The organism is Cohnella faecalis, from assembly GCF_003570905.1.
In the GTDB taxonomy this organism is placed as follows: Bacteria; Bacillota; Bacilli; order Paenibacillales; family Paenibacillaceae; genus Cohnella; species Cohnella faecalis.
Genome location: NZ_QXJM01000039.1, coordinates 1,557,221 through 1,577,512, shown reverse-complemented (window position 1 = coordinate 1,577,512; position 20,292 = coordinate 1,557,221). Strand labels below are relative to the sequence as shown.

The window sequence follows — 20,292 nt, the reverse complement described above, 5'->3', positions numbered from 1 at the left end:
CAAGCTATTGGAATTAATCGGGCGTTACGAGCTTATCAAGACGCATCGCAATGGCTGCCGCCTGCGCTCTTGTCAGCAAGCCTGCCGCATCCAGTCCGGCGCCGCTTCCTGCGATGACGCCGTTCTTGATGCATAGGGCTGCCGCTTTGCGGGCCCATTCCGGCAAGGAAGCGCCGTCCGCAAACCGGCTAACAATTTGCTTGGCCTCTTCGTCGCTGATCGAGCTGATTACGCCCGCATATTCGAGCACTCTTCCGGCCATGACCATAGCTTGCAGCCGGGTCACTTTCCCGTTCGGCCTGAACGTATGGTCTTCGTAGCCGGAGACGATCCCCTTCTCCGACGCGATAGCCGCGCTGCGCCAGAACCAGTCCTTGCTGTTCACGTCACTGAAATTTGCCGTCGCGGTCTTATTCATAAGTCCAGCAACCTTGAGCATCACGGTGACGAGCTCTGCTCTTGTGACTTCGCTGTTCGGCTTGAACGTGCCGTTGCCCTTGCCCACAACAAACAGCTTGGCCGCAGCTTCGTCAATGCTCTTCTTGCCCCAGAAACCGGGCTTGACGTCGTTGAACGAGGACTGGCTGCCGATAAAGGCGATGCTGCCGTTTCCTGCAATACTTGCTTCTACGTAGGCCTTGTCACCGACAATGTCCAGCTTCCACGGGACGGTCGTCCAGCTTCCGTCGGAATCCTTCAGAATAACCGCCGTAATATCCCGGGCGACGACATGATCGGGAACCGGCATTCTGACCGTTGTATATCGATCTTCCCTGGCTGGAATATCGAAGGTCGCGCCTTGTCCGAGCAGCGCCGCATGCAAGCCCGCCGCGATCTCTCCAAGCTTCTGCGCGTCGGTATCGGTGTTTTTGGATATTTTCACCTGGAACCCGTTCGCGCCGCTAATGAACGCATTTGCCCTCAGAAGCACGGATGCAATCGGTGTTTCCAATCGAATGTCTTGATCTTCCCGTACATCCTTATCCATATTGAAGATGAAGGAATGCGCGGTTTTATCGTTTGCCGAAATGCCGATCTCCCCGGCACCCAAGTCTTTGCCCTCTATCGGGATACTCACAATGCCTTCGGCTTTCTGTCCGGCAACGGGGTTCCCGTTTACAAGGACGTCCACCGTCTCTTGCGGAGATTCCGGAACTCCGGGAAAGCCGCCTCCGCCAATGCCACCGCCGCCGGTAAATTTCCATACTTGAGCGGCTATTTTCGAGCTTGCTCCCAGCGCCAGCTTGTCGTCGGAGCTCCGCTTGGCGATTACGACGGACACCCCGTCGGCAGCGGGAATAGCCATGCTCGCGGGCAGCAGACTCCATGCCGACAAATCATCGTACAGCTCGGGTACTTCGGCTCCTGTCTTGTAAACAAGCTCCGCGCCGTCCATATTTCCCGCATTGGCAATGTTGATTCTCGTCTTGTCCGCTGCATTGTCGATGATGCTGGAGGATGCCGCGATCGCTTCCAGCTGGCCCGGAACGCTCACCGCCGTCATCGCGCTAAGCACCGCATCTTCGGACACTCGGAAGCTTGCGCTTACGATGCCGGATCCGAACTTGACGGCCTGCAATTCACCTTCTTCGTCGACCCGGACCGCTTCGCCCATATAGATCGAGAAGCTCAGCTTGTCCATATCCTCACCCGGGACAGGCACCTCCTTGTAGCGAGCCTTGCCCGCTCCATCCTTCCCGTCGGGATATCGGAGGAACGCCTCTACGCTCTTGCTGTCCCCGAGCTTCATCGCCGCAGGCTTCCTCAATACAAGAGCTACCGGAGCTTTGAAGCCGTCGTTGGTCACATCCACAACAGCCTCGTTGCGGTTCCCTACTCCATCTACCGCCGCAAAATTCAGCTTCACCTTCGCCTCGTCTCCCGTTACGGGAACCGTTCCGCTGAATGCGCCGTTCGTCTCTACAGGGATGACGGTTCCGTTGACGGTAAGAACCGCGTCGCTGCTCGTCGTTCCCGATACGGCAATGCTGCCGTTCGCCGTCCTGTCGCCGGTCTTCGGCTTGTCGATATAAATGACGGGCGCAGTTGTATCGACTGTCAAATACAACATCGTAATAGAGAAATCGCCTGTATGCTTATTAATAGCTTTCAGCTCTATCCCGTAAGTTCCGTCAGTGGAAAAGTCGCTTAGGTTCAGCACTCCCTTGCTTCCGCCGGCTTTGTTCGCTAGCTCCAATCCCGCGACGATTTTGTCGGAATAGATGGCTTCCACTCTCACATCCTGCTGGTCGGATACGAGCTCGATAGACTGAGCGGTATCCGACGTCAGAACGGCAACCGATTTCCCCGCCGCCCCGGTCGTCCCTGTCAAAGCGGTAAGCTTCGGCTTCTGCGGCGCGGGGAGCAACGTTCTTACGGAATCCACCCGGCTCGCAAAATGCCAATTCTCATTTTTGTCCGCGCTCTTCGGAGGCTTCACGGAGGCTGTCACGCCAACCGCATACACTTTGCCGGTTTCAAGACCTCTATATTTCACAGGCTCGTCTCCAGCGCTTCCCGCAAGGGTGCCGTGATCGACCTCATTCGAGGTGGACATAGCCGTCCAGCCTCCGAGACGAATATGCTCGTAACGGCCTGTAGATGGGTTCCAGTACTTCTGAAGCTCCTCCCCTTCAAGCACAACAGTCCCGAAGTTGGCATACGGCGAGAGCTCGCCGTCTGCGTCATCCCGGAGCGCGTCGATATGGAAGCTTCGCGGATAGTCCTCTTGCCCAGCCTTGACTGCGCCGGGCTTGAAGCTCAGCTCGAAATATCCGTTCCCTGCGGGAACGATTTCCACTTCGCCAGTCGCTTGAGGCGCGAGCGGATCGACGATCCGGAATTTGTCCGCGGAAGTTTTCGTTGCAAAATTCGATACGGACCGCAGCTCCGCTCTCAGGTAATAGTCCCCTTGCTTGATCAGACCGCGCAAGTCCTCCGTGCTTCCCAGTAGAGAAACCTGGCTGACATCGATCGTTGTGCTGCCGACGCCTGTCGCGCCAACCGGCAAATCCTTGGCGATCAGCACGCCGGGGTCCTTGGCCGCAGGAACGTCGTACGTATGGCCGTTGCTGTCCGCAACCGTATCTTTCTGGCCCGTAATCGCGTCCTTCGTCAAATAAAGGTTGACCGTATCCCCTTGCTTGACGTTGCTTGCTTTCCATGAAGCTGTAAACACATTGGCATTGGAGCCGTCGCGGACAAGCTTTACCTCGTCCAATGTAGACGGCAGCGGCACGTCCAGCAGCTTGGATTCGACCGACCGGCTCGAATATAGCGTCCAGCTTCCGCCGCTTATGACCTCTTTCGGAATGGCGATATACGCTTTTCTCCGGTCGTACGTGCCTTCCGACGCGGAGCCCGGGATGAACTGCGTATATCCCGGCAGATGCCCTTTTTCTCTTACGCTGCCCTGCGTTGCCGTTGCCCCGGCCTCGTAGTAGACGACAGGGTAGCTTGTACCTGCAGCCTTATCCTGCAAGATAAGCTCGGGAACCGTGTCTTCGAAGTACTCTACCTCCAGCAAGGCGTTGCCGGTTACGCTTTCCATCGGAAGCACATGGTTTTTGCCCCCGTTCGATACGGTAATGCCGCCGATTCCGATATCCATGGCGCCGTTATCGAGGATGCTGATGCCTTCCCCTGCGCTTCGGTACGTAATCTCGTGAATTTGATCTTCTCTTGACGTCCAGGAAGTAGCGACCGGCTTGATCCCCTGTCCGATTACGACCAGCTTCGGTCTGCCCTCCGGATTTTGCACCTGCAGGTAGGCAAGCCCGTCCGGCAAGCCTTCTCCCGATGTGCCGAATTCAAGATCGCCGCTCCAGTAATACGTAATGCCTACTTGAATCATAATGAAGCCGATTCCGATGCCGACGCCGCCCCAAATTTTATCGTTGTTCAGACCCATGAACACACTTCCTATGGGGATGCCTCCGACGATAGGAACGTCCGACGGAATTTGAACCTTCGCTCCGACGAAGCCTTCGAAATCGATGCGGTTTTTCTCTAAATTTTGACCGACGAAAATTCTGGCGTTGCCGATAATAACGTCCCAGCCGAACACATCCAGCTCCGCCTCGGCCCGCACGAACCACGGAGTCATCCACTGCGCCTCGATCAGCGCCATCGTCAGCATTTCGACCCGCTCCGAGTTGGAGCTTGGCGCGTAGTCGAGCTTTCCTTCCAGCTTGATTCCTGACATTTTCAGCATCAGGTCTATGGAGCCGTAGAAGGTGGCGGGCGGCAGGCCGAAAGAAACGTCAACGCCCGCTTCCAAAGTGAGAGGCACGCCGTCCGAGCCGCCGGCAATCGTATCCGCGAGCTCCCTGATGGCCCCTCTTACGCCCGTCAAATACGTCGCTCCCGCGATCATGATGCCCGGGTCCATGTCTTCTGCGCCAAAAGCGATAACATCGGGCAGTATGCGGCCGTCGGCCACCTGCTTAAAACCGATTTCGGCGTTAATGGTCGCGATGCTCTTCAGCTCCGCATTGAATTTCAGTCCGTACTTGTTGGATATGCCCTCAACGCTCTGCACGTAGTGAGTAACATTGATTTCCCCGCTTACATCACCCGTAGGTCCGGTGCCTTTCACAACCTGCTTCTTCCCGTCGGGACCGGTCGTCTCGGTGTTCTGGGATTTGAGCAGGCCCATATCCTTCTCCAAATTAAACTTCAACGCCGTGTCCACGCCTACGAAGCCTTTGTCGTTAAACAGAACGTCCTTGACCTCGGCTTCCAGCACTTTCAGATTAAGCGTTCCGGCAAAGGAAACTCCGTCCTCGCGGAGCAGGAAATCGCTCAAAGCGAGCGAAAGACCGCTAATGGAAAAGCCGGGAGTAGCATACATGCTGTACTTGTTGAAATAGACGGAATCGATGTTGATTTGCCTAAGCGGATTCATCCGCTCTCTTGCCGCGCCTGCCGCCCATTTCAGCGCGCCGTTCAGGCTGCTGTCTTCCGGATTGGACTCGGCCTTCTTCTTCTTTTCCTCCGCCAGCTTCTGTCTGGCCGCCTCGTCCTGAGCCGCTTGCTCCTCTTCGCTCAGTCTGAAAGACTTCTTGAAGCTGTTATAGAAGTCTAGCGTCCACTCTCCTCTATAGAAGAGGAAGCCGCTATTGGCGATTTTTAAGTCGCCCTCTCCTTTGACTGTAAGAGTGCTTACGAACGGGAGGCCGCTGCTCAAGCCAAGCGCTTCCAGCCGCCCTTTGACGAACACGATGTCCTTCCCTTTGTAAGCGACGGTTTTATTGATAAGGGCGGGCTCGGTTTTCGTATCGACCACATATTCCGCCTGATCGCCGCTGCCGATTTGCTTGATCATCCCTCTAATTTCCACAAGCATTTCGTCTCCGCTTGCCTTGCTTTGCTGAAGCTCCGCCTCGCTTTGGAAAGTTTCGATCCGGTACGCCGCTACGTTCTCGAAATCCAGCAGTCCGGACTCCTCATAGGCGGGGTCGATCGCCTTGCTGGCTGCTACCAGACTTGTTTTGAAGGCTGCGAACGCTGTAACGTCCGCCGCAAGCTGACCGATGCTCGATACGTTGTAATTCGGATACGCGCGATTGATTTCGGCCAGCTTCTCGTCCGTATTCACAACGGCGTTGATGGCGTTCACCCGCAGATCGAGCGTCGTTTTCGTTACCGTAAGAATTTTCGCTTCGCGGATTCTCGCCTTCTGGTTATCCGTCACCAGGAATGTTTGTTTGCTCGTTATGTCATAGATAGAAGCCGCTTCTTCATCGGCTCCCGTCCCGCCCTTATAGTCGATTTGCACCTGGTACTGCCCGAGCGGAAGCTCCGGACCCAAATTCGCTGTCAGGACATTGCCATAATCGTCGACCAAGTCTCCGGTACGGTAAGTAATGCGCATATCTCCCGTAAGTCCTTCGTCCGTAGGCTGGATCAGCACCGAATCCCGGACGGGAACCTTGTACCGCTTCCCTGTCAGCACCTCTTTAAAGAACAGATCGAAATTCGGTTCGATATTGGCATTGCCTGCATGGTATGCTTCGATATTGGACAGGTTGACCGTTATATATTTCTCATCGTCGCGGTACGCTTCCTCGGGGGACAACCCATACACGTATGTAGGCGTTGCCTCTCCCACCGGGGGCAGCAAGATGAATCCCCCTTTCGAAGAAACGTATTCCGCTTTTATTCCTTCGTCCTCGATAGACTCTACTTTTCGTTCGGTCTCCGGGCTTTTGGCCGTAAGCATATATTCTTTGACCGACGGCCACGGATTGCCCTTCGCCTTCACCTTGAACGATGCGGTGACCGATTCCCCGGGCTTGTATTTGGGCTGAATGCCCTGGCTCGCTTCCTCGGGGGTAGCTTCCTTGCGGAACGTGAGCTTGGCCGATCTGTACGGCGTCGTAACGGCTTTGCCGTCTTCGTCCCGGACCACATTGCCCCGTTCGTCCACCTGTACGAAGTCAAGGCCGCCCTCCAATGCAAGCTCCAATTCAATACCGGAATGCTCCATCTGAAAAGACTGCAAATTTTCGACCTCGGCGATAATATCGAAGATGCCTTCGTCTTTATAGGCGCTTCCGTCATCAAGCGTCGCCAGCTGCTCCGCCGTATCCATATACCGGATGGAAAACACTTTGTCCGGCTGAACGAGCTCTCCCAAGCCATACACCGTTTCAAAGCTTTTGGAAGAGCCTGTTGCAATTCTATCGGGATTCCAGTAGAAGGCCACTGCGGAATCGGCCGTTCCATAGTCGTTCGTATCTCTCGTAAAATCGAGATTCGGATTGACCGTATAGTCCCACTTCGTGTTAGCCAGGCTGTTCCAGTGGCCTACGATCATCTCGTCGACAATGTTGACGTTATTCTCCGAGAAGTTGTTCAGTCCGTAGGCAATCACTTGGGTTGCCAACGGATTGGTCGGGCTCAGCTTATCCCTCATTACCCAGTAAGGGGGGAGCTTGTACAGCGCTCTCTCCCCTTCCGCGATGCTAGGGTCGTCCTCGGGGTTGTGAACGAGCTTTCTCTCCACCATAAGAGGCGCGTTGTAGGAAGTGCCGATCTGAAAAGCGGGGCCGTCGTTGCCTCCCACCATCGTGTCCAGCAGCAGCCTGCTGCCTATCTGTACATCGGCGCCGGAATGGTTCACAACCTCGTAGCGAATATTGACGTTGCCGGCATTGTCGCGGTCCGACGAGCGGGTGTACAGCATCAGAATCTGTTTGATGCTGACGCCCTTGATGCGCCACACCGTCTCAATTTGACGCGTTCCGTCGATATTGTCCACAATCCGGGGCTGCTCGACCTCGGAAAAGAAATCCGCTGCGAACTTGTAAGGATTTCCGAAAATGTAATCCGTTCCGTCGATGCGGAAGGTGGTGAAGGAGGTCTGCGGATCATCCCCTCCGAACAGCATATTGACGTTCTGATCCTTTTTCCTGATAGGCTGACCTTCCACCGTGCGAATACCGAAGCGTCCCGACGTATTGTCAACCGTAATCTTGATAAACTCATTCGCTATTTCCGTTACGCCGGATTGCCGCAGCTCCGCCGCAAGCGCCGCCGCAGGAACCATGTTCATAATGAATGCCGCAAGCAGCGTATGAACGATTATCGCAATCAGTCTTTTCCTCATCTTTGTCATAAAGCTGATCTTGCCTCCCAGCCCGGTTTTCATTTATTGGCCCATGTTTGCGATGAAGAATGTCGTAAATTCGCGTTCTCTCTCCTGCGTTCTGACAATAACGGTGTACCAGCCCGTCGCGGGGAATTGTACCGTGAACGTCCGGTTTAGAAGCTCCGACATGGATATGCCCTGAGCGATATATTTCATTTGGCCTTCCCGGTAAAGTCCGCTTTGATAGTAAATATCGTAGGTTCCCCACTCATTCTCCATCGTCGTGCCGCCGACATCCATCAGGTTGTATCTGGATATGTCGAAAGTAACGATATTCGTATCGAACAGCACCTTCTCGGATTGAGCCGCCGACAGAAGCAGCCCGTTGCCGACAATCATCATGCCGTCCTCCGGCAGGACGTAAACTTTCTGCTGGATGGTGGACGTGTTGCCGGCTTCATCTCTAACTGTATAGACAACGGTTTGCGTGCCGACTTGCGATAGATTCAGGCTGCTGGCCTCCACGACAAGGTTGGCGGGCTTCGATGCATTATCGGACACGACGTAACCTCCCAGATCCGTTAAAGCGTTGAAGTCCGCTTTGTTCCGCGTAACGGAGGCAATCGGCCTGTTAAGCTTGATGACGGGAGCCGTGTTGTCCAGTCCCCGGACGACAATCGGCACTTTGTTCACATTGCCCAGAAGGTCGCTAATTGCCAGATACGTTTGCCCGTTGGCCGAATACGTTCTGGAATAGCTGTAGCTTCCGTTCTCGTCGCTGATCAGATTGGAATAACCGCCGTTGCCGTTGCTTGCGGGAGCCGTGCCCAGAAATGCCCGGTTCGGCGCAAGCACGGTGCCGGACACGGTTACTTTCACCTTGCCCTTGGCCACCTTTACGCCATCTATGACCGCGATGCGATCCTCCGGCAGAGGAACGCCGTTCTCGTCGACAAATTCATACGTCACGCTGTCAGGGTCCGACAGGAACGGAGCGAGGTCGGCAATGTCCTCTGTCAGCACCGCTGTATTGCCTGCCGCATCGACTACGGTAAAATGAACCTCGCCGTTTGTCCTGACTATGCCGCCGTTCGTGCCCGAAACGATCTTGAAATCTTCATCCAACGGATTCGCTTTCTCGACGTGCAAGACGACGCCTTGAGCGAGCACCACGTTGTCGTCGCCATCCCTCAACGTTGCGAAGGTTCGGCTTCCGTTCTCCCCGTAAGCATAGGAGCGTACGATTCTCGCTGCGGGCGGAGTTCTGTCAATGTTATCTACCTCCGCGACTACGGAAGCGGTATTGCCCGCTTCGTCCTCAAACCGGAAAGTAAAGGTTCCATTTTCCGCAAAGGTATAGACCGATCTGCCGCTATTGTTCAGGACTCTTACCGGCTCGGACGACGTTACAAGTCTGGCTTGAACGTTGGAGTTGGTTGGCGACAACATGGAATATTCGACGGTTCCTTCGGGCGCGATATCGTCCATGTTGTCGACCACGACCAGAAGAACGGCAGACCGCGTATCGTCACTTAAGTCCGTCAGATCGAAGGAATAAACGCCGTTCTTGGTCACGCGGAATTGATTGCCCCGGATCCGGGCAGGTTCGGCCGGATTCAGCCCGACGGACGGGACGGCTCGGACGCCTGTCGGAACTTTAATGCTCAGAACGAAATCGTCGGATTTGACGGGTCTTAACGTATTGTGCGACGGTATGCCGTACACCGGCTCGTCGGTTGAAGCGGAATCCGTACGCAAGCCGACAGGCTCGCTTTCCTTGCCGTCCGGCGATCTGAACTTCGCTTTAATGCCGATCGTTGCCGGATTGTCATCCGTCAGTCCTCCGACCTCCGCGAAGCTGGAATAGGGGAGCCATCTGCTCCATGTGCTTCCTCCGTCCGAGGACAAGGAGTAACGGTAGCCTTCCTTGATCGCATTTTCCAGGTTCAATCTCACTACCGCCGTATATCCGTCGCCGGAATCTCCGTAGACATAGAGCAACTCCGAATCGGCGGCCGCAGGAGCTTCGGCTTCCGCTTTGCGGGTCACCTTGAATATTCCCGTACTCGCTACAACGCTGTTGCCGGCGGCATCCTCTCCGACAACGTAGAGCACATAGTCGGCTATTTCTCCCGGAGACAAGCCGTTATTGTCAATACTGACCGCGCCATCCTCCGGCAGCTCCGCCCAGCCGGCAGATTCCTTGACCGGAGCCGGCTCGCCGGATTTCAGCCATTGATATTGCTTGAGTGCCACTCCGCTTAAGGAGTCGCTTACCGCAGCTTTGACATTGTGCCGCTCCAGCGGATAGGAAACGCCGCCGGGGCTGAACGTTACTTTGGGAGCCGCATTGTCCGCGCTGTAAAGCTTGGAGTAGGTGTAGTACCTGTTCGCAGCCGCTTCCTTGACTTTCACGTGGACGACATAAGTGCCGTTAAGGGCGGTATTGGCGGGAATGACGTACACCTCTCCGTTCTCAAGTCCGAGAACGGCTTCATAGACAGCCTCGGCGACCGAAGAATATTGGGCCGGAGCTGCGGAAGAGCCGGTTACGGCATATTTCACGCTTTCCACGCCGATTCCTTGAATTCCGAAGTAAACGACAGGACTTTTCATGTAGCTGCCGTCCGTACCCGGATGGAAAGCGGCGCTGACATTGACGGCAGAGTTGACGGTCACGGCATTGTCCATTCTCGCCACCGTCACGTTGCCGGCTTTGTCGATCGCTTTCGCATACAGTTGAAAGACTCCGTCCTCCTGCACATGGTTAAAGGTCGCAATTTCGCCGCTTGCCGGAATATCCAGCCAATCGATTTCCGCCGGCTCTTCCCCTGCTTGACCCATTGGAATTGTTCAACGTCTATGCCGCTATGCTCGTCCGTCACGGCAGCCTGTACGGTGACCTCCGAGGTGTTGTCTCCGCTGACGGCCCCGAAAACGATCTCGGGATTTTGGTTGTCTAGCAGAAGCGTCGCCCTTGCATATACCCAGTTCGAATCGTTGTGCTTGAAATCTTCCAGAGGCCATTGGGCGTAATTTCCCGTCTGCATCATGGCCTGATTTTCCGCATATTTTTGCGCGTCGGCGTCCGAAGCTCCGGCGTTGTTATTTTTGTATTCCGTTTTCCAGCTCTGAAAAGCTTGCGGGTTGGAAGCTTCATAAGATTTCATCTTCTTGTACTGGATGAGCTCCCGCGCGGAATCCCAGGACATGTCCGCCGTCCAGACGTGAAGATACCAAGCTCCGCTGCTTTCGGCCGTCAAAGCGCCTGCCGGAGGCTCGATATCATTCGTCTTGTTGTTGACCACGCGAAGCGCCATGTCATTGCCCGGATACAGTCCGTCTCCGGGCTGCTTGGCAGCCAAGGAAAACCGCTTGACCGCAGCGAAGTTGTCCTCTTCCTTGCCGGTAAACGGATCTTGCGGATCCCGGCTCCAAGTGTAGTAGACGAGCCCCACTTCCGGCGCTCCTCCCGTTCCCGCTCCGGTCATATTGTTCGGACGATAGATTCCTTTGCTCGGCCGCGAGGGTACGCTTTGATCCGGGTCGAGAGAAGGAACTTTAAGCGCCGGATCGTTGGCGTCGATTGTGATTTTGCCGTATTTGGCGTATGCGTCGCCGGTGACGCCTGCCGGGGCATATCGGAACCCGACCTCTGGAAGCGTGTTGTCGATGGATAATTGCGCCCAGTCTATTTTCGTATAAGGCACTGCCATTGAAGGGTTCGCAGCTTCCGTCCTGTCTTTGTTCGCCTTGTCCATCAGCAGGTTGCCGGAATAATCCTGAAGAACTCCCGTGTCCGTTCCTTTGTCCTCGTGGGTTAAGGCGATCACTTTCAGTAGCGGGGCGTCTACGGTCGTTCCGGCCGGAACCGTCAGCTTGAATTTCCATATTTTCGTGTTCGGTCCCGTGCTCTCCTGGGCATCGTACTTGGCCTTCATGCCGTTGTTGAACAGCAAATACAGGCCTTCGGCAGACAACCCTTCTTTGACGATCGTATCTTCCGTAAGCTGTACGGTGAACGGCAGCTCATCCCCTTCGTTCAGGGTTAGCCCCGTCGGAATTTCCGGCGTAATGCCGTTGCCCGTCAACGTATATTGCGGCGGCACGGCATCGACGATAACCCGGTAGCCGTTATTGTCGTAATTGAACGGATTTACTGTCTTGTTTCTTACATAACCGAGACTGTCCGCGCTCGCTCGGTTCATGTTGGTCATGATCAGCGGATTGCCCGCCGCGTCGTGGAAGTCGGCAGCTTCTAGCCTTTCCTTCATGCTGTACAGGACGTTCAGGCTTTTGGATTCCAGTTCTCCGCCGTTCGCAATAGGAATGTTGCCGGTATGGTGATAATCCGAGGCCGTGTATGTATAGGGAAGATTCGTAATATATTTGAATGTGCTCGAATCGGCCGGATTGTATTTGATTGAATTGTCATAGAACCCTTGGGCAGACTCATGCCCTGCGGCTGGCCGTCGGTAGGCAGGCCGTTGCCGCCCGGAACCGTATAGAGCAGATGCTTGTCGTAAATATTGGCCGGAGCAAGCCCGGTCGCTCTTACAGGCTCGCTGAAGTTGTACTGCAAATGAATAGATTCATTTTTTTTCAAAAATAGCTGCTGCTGTCCCGCCGCGTTCTCTCTTTCCGTCCCGTCGGACGTAAACGTATAGTTCGTAATCGAAGGAGATGTAAAATCGCCGAAGCTAAGGACGATGTCTTCCACCTGCGTCCCCGCACCGTGGGTTTCCGTCTGGATGACGATGTAGTCGTCGGCGTCGAACGACTTCCAGCCGGAGTCGACCGTCTTGTCGGGATCGGTAGACCGGGAGATGGCTTCCCACCTTTTTGCCGATCCTGCGCTGTTGTAGTTGCTGTCGTACGTTTCGTCGTAATCGAATTCCGTATAGCTGTAGGAATTGTTGGCGTAAGCCCATATGTAGGCACCGTTATCCGTCGTGGAATTGAGATGAGTTTTGATCCGGAATTTGGCATGTCCTCCTTCCGCCAGCGCCTTGAGAGCGGGAATTCTGGACACTTGAATAACGCCCCAAAAATGCCCGTCGGTCGTATAGACGCCGCCTCCGTTGGGGTAATCCTCGATATCGTCGCTTTCGCTGGACTTGCCCCAAATTCCGGGAAAATTCGACGGATTGCTCCGCTGCTGGGCAAAAACGGGCCACATATTATAGCTGCTCAGAGCCGAGACAAAGTTCTCATCGCCGCCCCACGATACGCTCGTGCCGTTGTTCATAATTTTTGCCATGTACACGAACCGGTCCTCGTATGTTCCGGCCGCCTCGGCTTTCCTTGCCGTAAGCCCCTGCAGCATGCCGGTCAATAGAGACAAGCCCAGCAATAGAGTCGTTGCCTTCTTGGCCAAAGCGCTGAATCGTATCATCCTCTACTCTTCCTTTCCGCTTGCAGATAGATTAGCCTGTTTCAAAACCCGGTTCACCGCTTCGGCGTCAACCGCCAGATGAATGCCGTTCATCGTGCGCAAGGAACCTGAGAGAATTCCCGCCGCTTTGCCGTATCGATCCAGCAACGGCCCGCCTGACATGCCGCTCGCCAAATCGGCGGACATCAGGATGCGGTCTCTGCCGTTGACGGCCGCTCGCGGAGCGTTCACGACGCCTTCGGTAACGATTTTCGTATCCTTCATCGGATAGCCGATGGCGAATACTTTCTCCCCGTGCTTCACCGCGCTTGCGCGAAGAGGCAAATACGGGAAGCTCCTCTGTTTTTCGGATGCTGCTGCGGGCTCGGGAGATATTTTTAGGACCGCCGTATCCGACGCCACATCGTAAGCGATAACCGGGCAAGCCATGACGGAGGCGTCGTTCATGACGCAAGCTACCTGATCCGCCTCCTTCACAACGTGATAAGCTGTGAGGGCTACGCCGTCCGGGCGGATCATAAACCCGGTGCCCGTATCCTTTATCGTCCCATCGGACCTTAGAGCCCGAACATAAAATACCGCCTGCTCGGCATTGGTATATATCCCTTCCGCATCGCTTGTTTCCGACGGATCAGCGCTGGAAATTGAAATATAGCCCAATAGCAGAATTAAACCTGCTGCCGCCAGCATCACCTTTTTGTTTATATGCTTCATGTCGAACCTCTCTTTCAATCTACTAATGGACAGTATATAAAGACGGTCTCTCAAAAATCTCCCAAACTTCGACAAAAGACGAGAAGCCCGGCAAACACGCCTTCGGCGCATCCCTGGCCAATAGCCCAACCATAGCCGGCTATTCCCGCCACTCACGCGCTCCCCGGACCAGCAGCCCAACCATAACCGGCTACTCCCTACACTCGTGCGCTCCCCGGACCAGCAGCCCAACCATTGCCGGCTATCCCTCCCCTCCACTCATGCGCTCCCCGGACCAGCAGCCCAACCATTGCCGGCTATCCCCGCCACTCATGCGCTCCCCGGACCGGTAGCCCAACCATAGCCGGCTATTCCCTTCACTCGTGCGCTCCCCGGACCAGTAGCCCAACCATAGCCGGCTATTCCCGCCACTCACGCGCTCCCCGGACCAGCAGCCCAACCATAGCCGGCTATTCCCTTCACTCGTGCGCTCCCCGGACCAGTAGCCCAACCATAGCCGGCTACTCCCTACACTCGTGCGCTCCCCGGACCAGTAGCCCAACCATAGCCGGCTATCCCCTCCACTCGTGCGCTCCCCGGACCAGTAGCCCAACCATAGCCGGCTATTCTCGCCACTCACGCGCTCCCCGGACCAGTAGCCCAACCATAGCCGGCTATCCCCTCCACTCGTGCGCTCCCCGGACCAGTAGCCCAACCATAGCCGGCTATCCCCTCCACTCATGCGCTCCCCGGACCAGTAGCCCAACCATAGCCGGCTATTCCCGCCACTCATGCGCTCCCCGGACCAGTAGCCCAACCATAGCCGGCTATTCCCGCCACTCATGCGCTCCCCGGACCAGTAGCCCAACCATAGCCGGCTATTCCCGCCACTCACGCGCTCCCCGGACCAGTAGCCCAACCATAGCCGGCTATTCCCGCCACTCACGCGCTCCCCGGACCAGCAGCCCAACCATAGCCGGCTATTCCCGCCACTCACGCGCTCCCCGGACCAGTAGCCCAACCATTGCCGGCTATTCCCGCCACTCACGCGCTCCCCGGACCAGTAGCCCAACCATAGCCGGCTATCCCCTCCACTCACGCGCTCCCCGGACCAGTAGCCCAACCATTGCCGGCTATTCCCACTACTCAAATCCTGTTCTCGCCATTCTCTGAGCGGAGGGGATAATGGTATAAATTCCGAAAAGCACATTTGTTTCCAAAGACCTTACCGACCCGCGAAGTCTGTGACAGCTCAACTCAGCAAAAAAGAGGCGCATCTGCGCCTCTCCATGTAAATCGCGTATGTCAATTCAAATAAGCAGCCACTTTACCGCTCAACTCCGCTGGCGGATCTATACCCAGTTCCTCCCGATAGTGTGCCTTGAAGCCGACATAATGCGCAGCGATTCGTTCCTTTCTCCCGCTCGCCGCATAAATATCGATGAGCAAGCCGTGCATGTCCTCGTTCAGAGGGTAAGCGGTCAGGCAGATATCGATTTGCCGCTCGGCTTTGCTCCATTCCTCTCCGGACATATAAAGCCGAATTAATTGGAGAGCAAGCTTTCTATACTGCTTGTCGTACCCGGCTTCCAACTGAATTTTCCACATATAATCCTTGTGCTCCAGCAGAGGCCCCCGGTACAGGGAGCACAGTCGTTCCAGCTCCGCAATATCCTCCGCCTCGTTTTTCAGCGCCGAAACGGCCCGCTGAAATTCCAGCAAATCGTAATCGGCATGCAGCGTCTTCAGCATATAGCCGTCGTTCGTCTTGACGATATCCATGCCGATCTCCTGACTCTGTACCGTTTTCTTCAAGCGGTAAATCGTATTGTACAAATTCGACGCCGCTCGCTCCTCCGCCATCTCCGGCCACAAGTCGTCGGCCAGCCGCCACTTGCCGACATCCTGATTGGAATAGCAAAGGAAGTAAGCAAACAACTCCTCGGTCTTCCGAGTAGGCCAGTGAATCAGCTCATCTTGCGCATTCCTGACTTCAAAGCCTCCGAAGCACGAAAGAGAAACCTGTCGCGCCGCCTTGACGGCAGCCGGAGCGGAAATCGGACGATCCAGCTTCGTCAGCCGGGCTGCAATACGCTCGACGGCAGCTGGCGTAACCGGCTTCAGAATATAATCGAAGGCATATACGTTAAATGCTTCCAGCGCATATTCCTTATGGGCTGTCGCAAAAATAATCCTCGTCCGTTCGCAGCATTCTCCGATTTTCCGCGCCAGTTCCATACCGCCGAGCTTCGGCATCTCCACATCCAGAAACGCCACATCCGGCTGAAGCGCCGGCAAATGGGCGAGCGCCTCAAGCGGGTTGCTGAAAGCTCCAACAATGTTATAAAGCGGATTTTTTCCGATTACGACTTTCATCAGTTCGAGAATCGGCTTCTCGTCCTCCACAATGACTACATTAAACAACCTTTTTCCCCTCCACGTCGCCGATCTCCGGCTTGCTGGCATGCAAAGGCAAGTACAGGGTGACTTTGGTTCCGCGCCCGATTTCGGAGTCTATGTTCAGAGCGGCTCCCGGGATCGAGCCCAGCCGACGGCGAATATTGAAAATGCCGATACCGCCGACGGATTTATCGCCGCCGCTCAGAAGCAAATAGAGCAAATCGTCGGGAATGCCTACACCGTCGTCCTGAACGGTCACTTGCACGTACCGCTCTCCTTCGCGAATCGTCAGCGCAACCGTTCCTTGCTCCTCCTTGTCGAACATTCCATGGCGAATCGCATTTTCAACAAACGGCTGTATGCATAAGGGCGGGATCATCAGATGCCGCAAATTGTCGTCCACCTCGCATACAAACTCGAACTTTTCTCCGAAGCGGGCTTTCTCGATATCGATATAGGCTTCGATCAATTCGAGCTCCCGGTGCAACGGAACAAAAAGCTCATGGCGGTCCATATCCAGAATGTAGCGCAAATATTCACTGAGCCTTGACAGTAGATAAGCCGCCTTCTCCCCGTCCGAATAACAAAAAGAAATGACGCTGCTCAAAGCGTTGTACAAAAAATGCGGTTTGATTTGCGCTTGATGAAAAGCAAGCTCATTGCGGATTGCCTCGCCTATGGACGTCTTCATCGCCAGCAGCGTCTGAATTCGTGCAATGAGCGTTTCCGCCTCGAACGGCTTGGTCAAATAATCGTTCGCTCCGGCCGCGAAGCCGACCGCAATGTCCTGCGGATGGTCCTTGGCGGTCGCGAACAAAATCGGCAGGTCGAGAATCGAGTATTGCATTCGAAGCATCCGGCAAAGCTCAATGCCGGAAATATCGGGCATCATCACATCCAGAATAACGAGATCGACCCGCAGCTCCCCGTTGATTTTGGCAAGCGCCTCTTTGGCCGATAAAGCTACAATGACATTGCACCGCTGCCTTCTCAGAATATTCAGCAGCGTATGAATGTTGGAAGCCTCGTCATCCACAATGAGGATCGTATGCTCGTGCTCCTCCACAATATCGAGCGATTCGGGGTTCCGGGCTTCGCTGCTTACAAGCCGCTCCTCCCGGTTCCCCTCATAAGCAGCGGGAGGATGTTCGGCGGCAGCGGCAGGCAGCGTAAACGCCATCGTTGTCCCTTTTCCGACCTCCGACCAGTCAATCCGAATGTCTCCTCCCATACGCGAGACCAATTGCGAGCAAATATACAGCCCCACCCCCATGCCCGTATACCTGTCCGTTGGCCACGGCTGCTCGGAGCGCTCTCCATATTCAAATATTCTCAGTCGTTTCTCTGCGGCAATACCGGTTCCCGTGTCTTCCACAAAAATATGCACCATTCCGTCGGCAGCCCTCGCCTTTACGGCAATAACGCCATTCTCCGTATGCTTAATCGCGTTATGAACGAGATTGTACAGCACTTGCCGCAGCCGGTTCTCGTCCGCCTGCACCCATACGGACACAGCGATTCCATTTTCCAGCTTGACAGCCTTGCCCGCCAGCTCAAATTGCAGCACATCGAGCACGATTTGCGCGACGGCCCTCACACCGACGACCCTCATCTGCATTTGCAGCTCACCGTGCTTAAGGCGGGTAACATCGATCAAATCCTGCATCAGCATCGAGAGCTTGATCGCCGTATCTTTTACGAGGCTGAGGTTTTGCATCTGCTTGGCGGTCAAATTGCGTTCGTCGTCATCCAGCAAATAGGAAGTAATATTGAGAATTCCGTGCAAGGGGGTACGAATTTCATGCGACGTATGCATGAGAAACTCATCTTTCGCCTGATTGGAGAGAGTCAATTGCTGCGTCAGCATCTTCGCTTGCTCGAATGCCCTTGTGAAACGGATCGCCAGCAAAATGTTCATCAGCATTACGAAGCCGATCAACGCCAATTTCGAGCTCAGGTTGGAGGAAACGACATTTTCCGAATAGAGCGAGTCCCCGGCCAAGTACACCATCAAAGCGATATTGACGGCGATAAACAATAGCTGCTCCTTGCGTTGGTACGTACCCTTATCGCTTGCCCAGTACAAAACGATCATTCTAACGATCGTATACAGCCCTACGAGGCCCAGGTAAACAAAAAATCCGAACCTGACTTCGTTGTACACCGAATATGGCAAAACCACGATAGCCGCCATGTAAAGAACGATAGGTGCAATGAGCAGCATTTGGGCTTTGGAAGACAGCAGCCTGGTGTTGATGGAGCAGATGAACAGAATGCCAAGCACCGCGCTCAGAAACTCGCTCAAATCAAGCGCCTTATAGACGACTTCAAAAGGAATCCCGGCAGCAGCCTTTGAAACACCTTCTCGCCCAGCAACAATTGAGTCGAGGAAAGAAATAGAAGGTATAGTCCGCAATAGAGATAACTCTTATCCCGCTTATGAAGAACGTACAGGTTGAGATGGTGAACGCCGAACATGATGAAAATAAGAATGCAAGCCATGTCGATGCCGAGCTTGAACGCGTCAAGCTTGGCCATATCGCCCTGCAAGCCGAACTGAATGGAATTGACTACGCCTCCGGTGAAATACATGAAATTGGACACTTGAATAACAATTTCAATCTCTCCCGACCCGGCATGAAAAAAAGTAGTGTAAGGAGTATTTCCCGGCGAATGCATCTCCTTGACGGCAGCCGGCGCTCCGCTCCCTCCCATTCGTTTTCCGTTTATATATAACTCATGCGACATGCGGATGCTGCTTACTTTGATCCCGTAGATTTCGTCGGCAGGCTCCGTGAGAACTTTGAGACGGTAGGTTCCGAATCCTCTTCGGCTCACTCCCTTGTCCTCGCTCTTTCCTTTCCATGTGCCCGGCACCGTCAGATAGGAAGCTTTGCGCGGCACGGGCGATTGAAAATCGGCAGGCTTCAGCAGCTCCCCTTCATAGAATTCCCATTCTCCATCCAGATTGACTGAACCTTGTCCGGGGAAGCCGCTGCCGGTAAGATCCAGCACTCCTTGCCGAGCCGTCTGCATATGCCGGTTCATTGGCACAACTATATCTGTCCATAATGCCGCAAGAAAGGACAGCGCGAACAGAAGGCCCATGAACTTGCCGAAAGAATTCATGAAAATACTCCCTATCCCTGATTTTTCATTTTTGGATCATTTAATTCTAAGTTATCAGCCTCTCAAAAAACTCACAAGACTTGTCCTTCATTCGTTCCCTTCCCGCTAAATCAAAAACGCAGTCCGGATGGACTGCGTTTTTGATTTAGCAAGGGATCCTAGCGGCGGGATCGAACATCGGCAAATTCGATAATCTCCTCAACGCGTTCCCCGCTCGATGAGGCGCTCGAACCACTTCCAAGGAAGCAGCGCCTTCCCCCAAAGCGCAAGAAGCGACCCGCGGCCGATCGGGTAGCGCAGACGAGGAGACCGAGCACCGGCGAGCCGCCCGATCAAATCCGCAACCTGCTGCGGATCGGGTGCGGTTTCGGCCGCTCGGCGCGAATAACGAAGAATCGCCCTAAGTCTGTGTATGTAGGGGGAATTGTCGGAACCACTGATTTGCTCCAGCCCTTTGTCCCAGATCGGCGTCCGATAAGCGCCCGGCTCCACCAGCACGACGCTGATTCCGAACGGAGCCAGCTCATGGCGCAAGCTTTCGCTGAACCCTTCGACGGCAAACTTGGAGGCCGCATATGGCGCATAGCCGGGAAACCCCATTCGGCCGCTAATGCTGCCGATGTTGATTATCAAACCGCTCCGTTGCTGCCTCATGGCGGGAATAACGCTTTGGGTCACGGCCACTAGCCCAAAAAAGTTGGTCTCCATCTGCCGCCGCCAGCTTTCCATCGACACTTCTTCTACGAACCCGCCTACGGCGAACCCGGCATTGTTGACGAGCACGTCGATTCGTCCATGAACGCGGAGCGTATCGGCGACGACTCGCTCAATCGAGAGCGAATCCGTCACATCCAGGCCGTGGATCTCGATCCGTTCGGTTACCCCGGCGCGTTCGGCTCGCTCACGCAGTTCGATCGCCCGTTCAGGGTTTCGCATGGTCGCAATAACGCGATAGTTCTTGCGGGCCAGTTCAACCGCCGTAAGCATGCCGAAACCGCTTGACGTACCCGTAACGATGGCAATACGTTCTCTGGTTGGATATTCCAGTCGATCTGCGCTTTGAGACATTGGGGATCGCTCT

8 protein-coding genes are annotated in these 20,292 nt (G+C 54.9%); all 8 read right to left on the bottom strand.

Going from position 1 to position 20,292, the window contains the following annotated elements:
* Nucleotides 1–13: 13 nt before the first annotated feature.
* The 8 genes from D3H35_RS20305 to D3H35_RS20260 all read right to left on the bottom strand — a co-directional run bounded on the left by D3H35_RS20305 (nucleotide 14) and on the right by D3H35_RS20260 (nucleotide 20,279).
* Entirely contained in the window at nucleotides 14–7,621 is a 7,608-nt protein-coding gene (locus D3H35_RS20305; protein WP_158594204.1) for an S-layer homology domain-containing protein, read from the bottom strand.
* A 33-nt stretch (nucleotides 7,622–7,654) separates the two neighbouring features.
* Complete coding sequence (locus D3H35_RS20300) at nucleotides 7,655–10,438, bottom strand: Ig-like domain repeat protein (RefSeq protein ID WP_119150970.1); 2,784 nt, start codon at nucleotides 10,436–10,438, stop codon at nucleotides 7,655–7,657.
* A 1,444-nt stretch (nucleotides 10,439–11,882) separates the two neighbouring features.
* Nucleotides 11,883–12,989, bottom strand: coding sequence for a hypothetical protein (locus tag D3H35_RS20285; protein ID WP_119150967.1), 1,107 nt, complete (start codon nucleotides 12,987–12,989; stop codon nucleotides 11,883–11,885).
* Nucleotides 12,990–12,992: 3 nt separating this feature from the next.
* Nucleotides 12,993–13,703, bottom strand: coding sequence for a S1 family peptidase (locus D3H35_RS20280; protein ID WP_158594203.1), 711 nt, complete (start codon nucleotides 13,701–13,703; stop codon nucleotides 12,993–12,995).
* Nucleotides 13,704–14,987: 1,284 nt separating this feature from the next.
* Nucleotides 14,988–16,106: a response regulator gene (locus D3H35_RS20270; RefSeq protein WP_119150964.1), complete on the bottom strand. Its 1,119-nt coding sequence runs from the start codon at nucleotides 16,104–16,106 to the stop codon at nucleotides 14,988–14,990.
* Nucleotides 16,099–18,387 (bottom strand): ATP-binding protein, encoded by a 2,289-nt coding sequence (locus D3H35_RS20265; RefSeq protein ID WP_233568021.1) that lies wholly within the window; start codon nucleotides 18,385–18,387, stop codon nucleotides 16,099–16,101. Before D3H35_RS20265 ends, D3H35_RS20270 begins: the two co-directional genes overlap by 8 nt.
* Nucleotides 18,384–19,211: a hypothetical protein gene (locus D3H35_RS32665; protein WP_233568020.1), complete on the bottom strand. Its 828-nt coding sequence runs from the start codon at nucleotides 19,209–19,211 to the stop codon at nucleotides 18,384–18,386. Before D3H35_RS32665 ends, D3H35_RS20265 begins: the two co-directional genes overlap by 4 nt.
* A gap of 198 nt (nucleotides 19,212–19,409) precedes the next feature.
* Nucleotides 19,410–20,279 carry an oxidoreductase gene (locus D3H35_RS20260; protein ID WP_119150963.1) on the bottom strand — a complete coding sequence of 290 codons (870 nt, stop codon included), beginning with the start codon at nucleotides 20,277–20,279 and terminating at the stop codon, nucleotides 19,410–19,412.
* Nucleotides 20,280–20,292 lie beyond the last annotated feature (13 nt).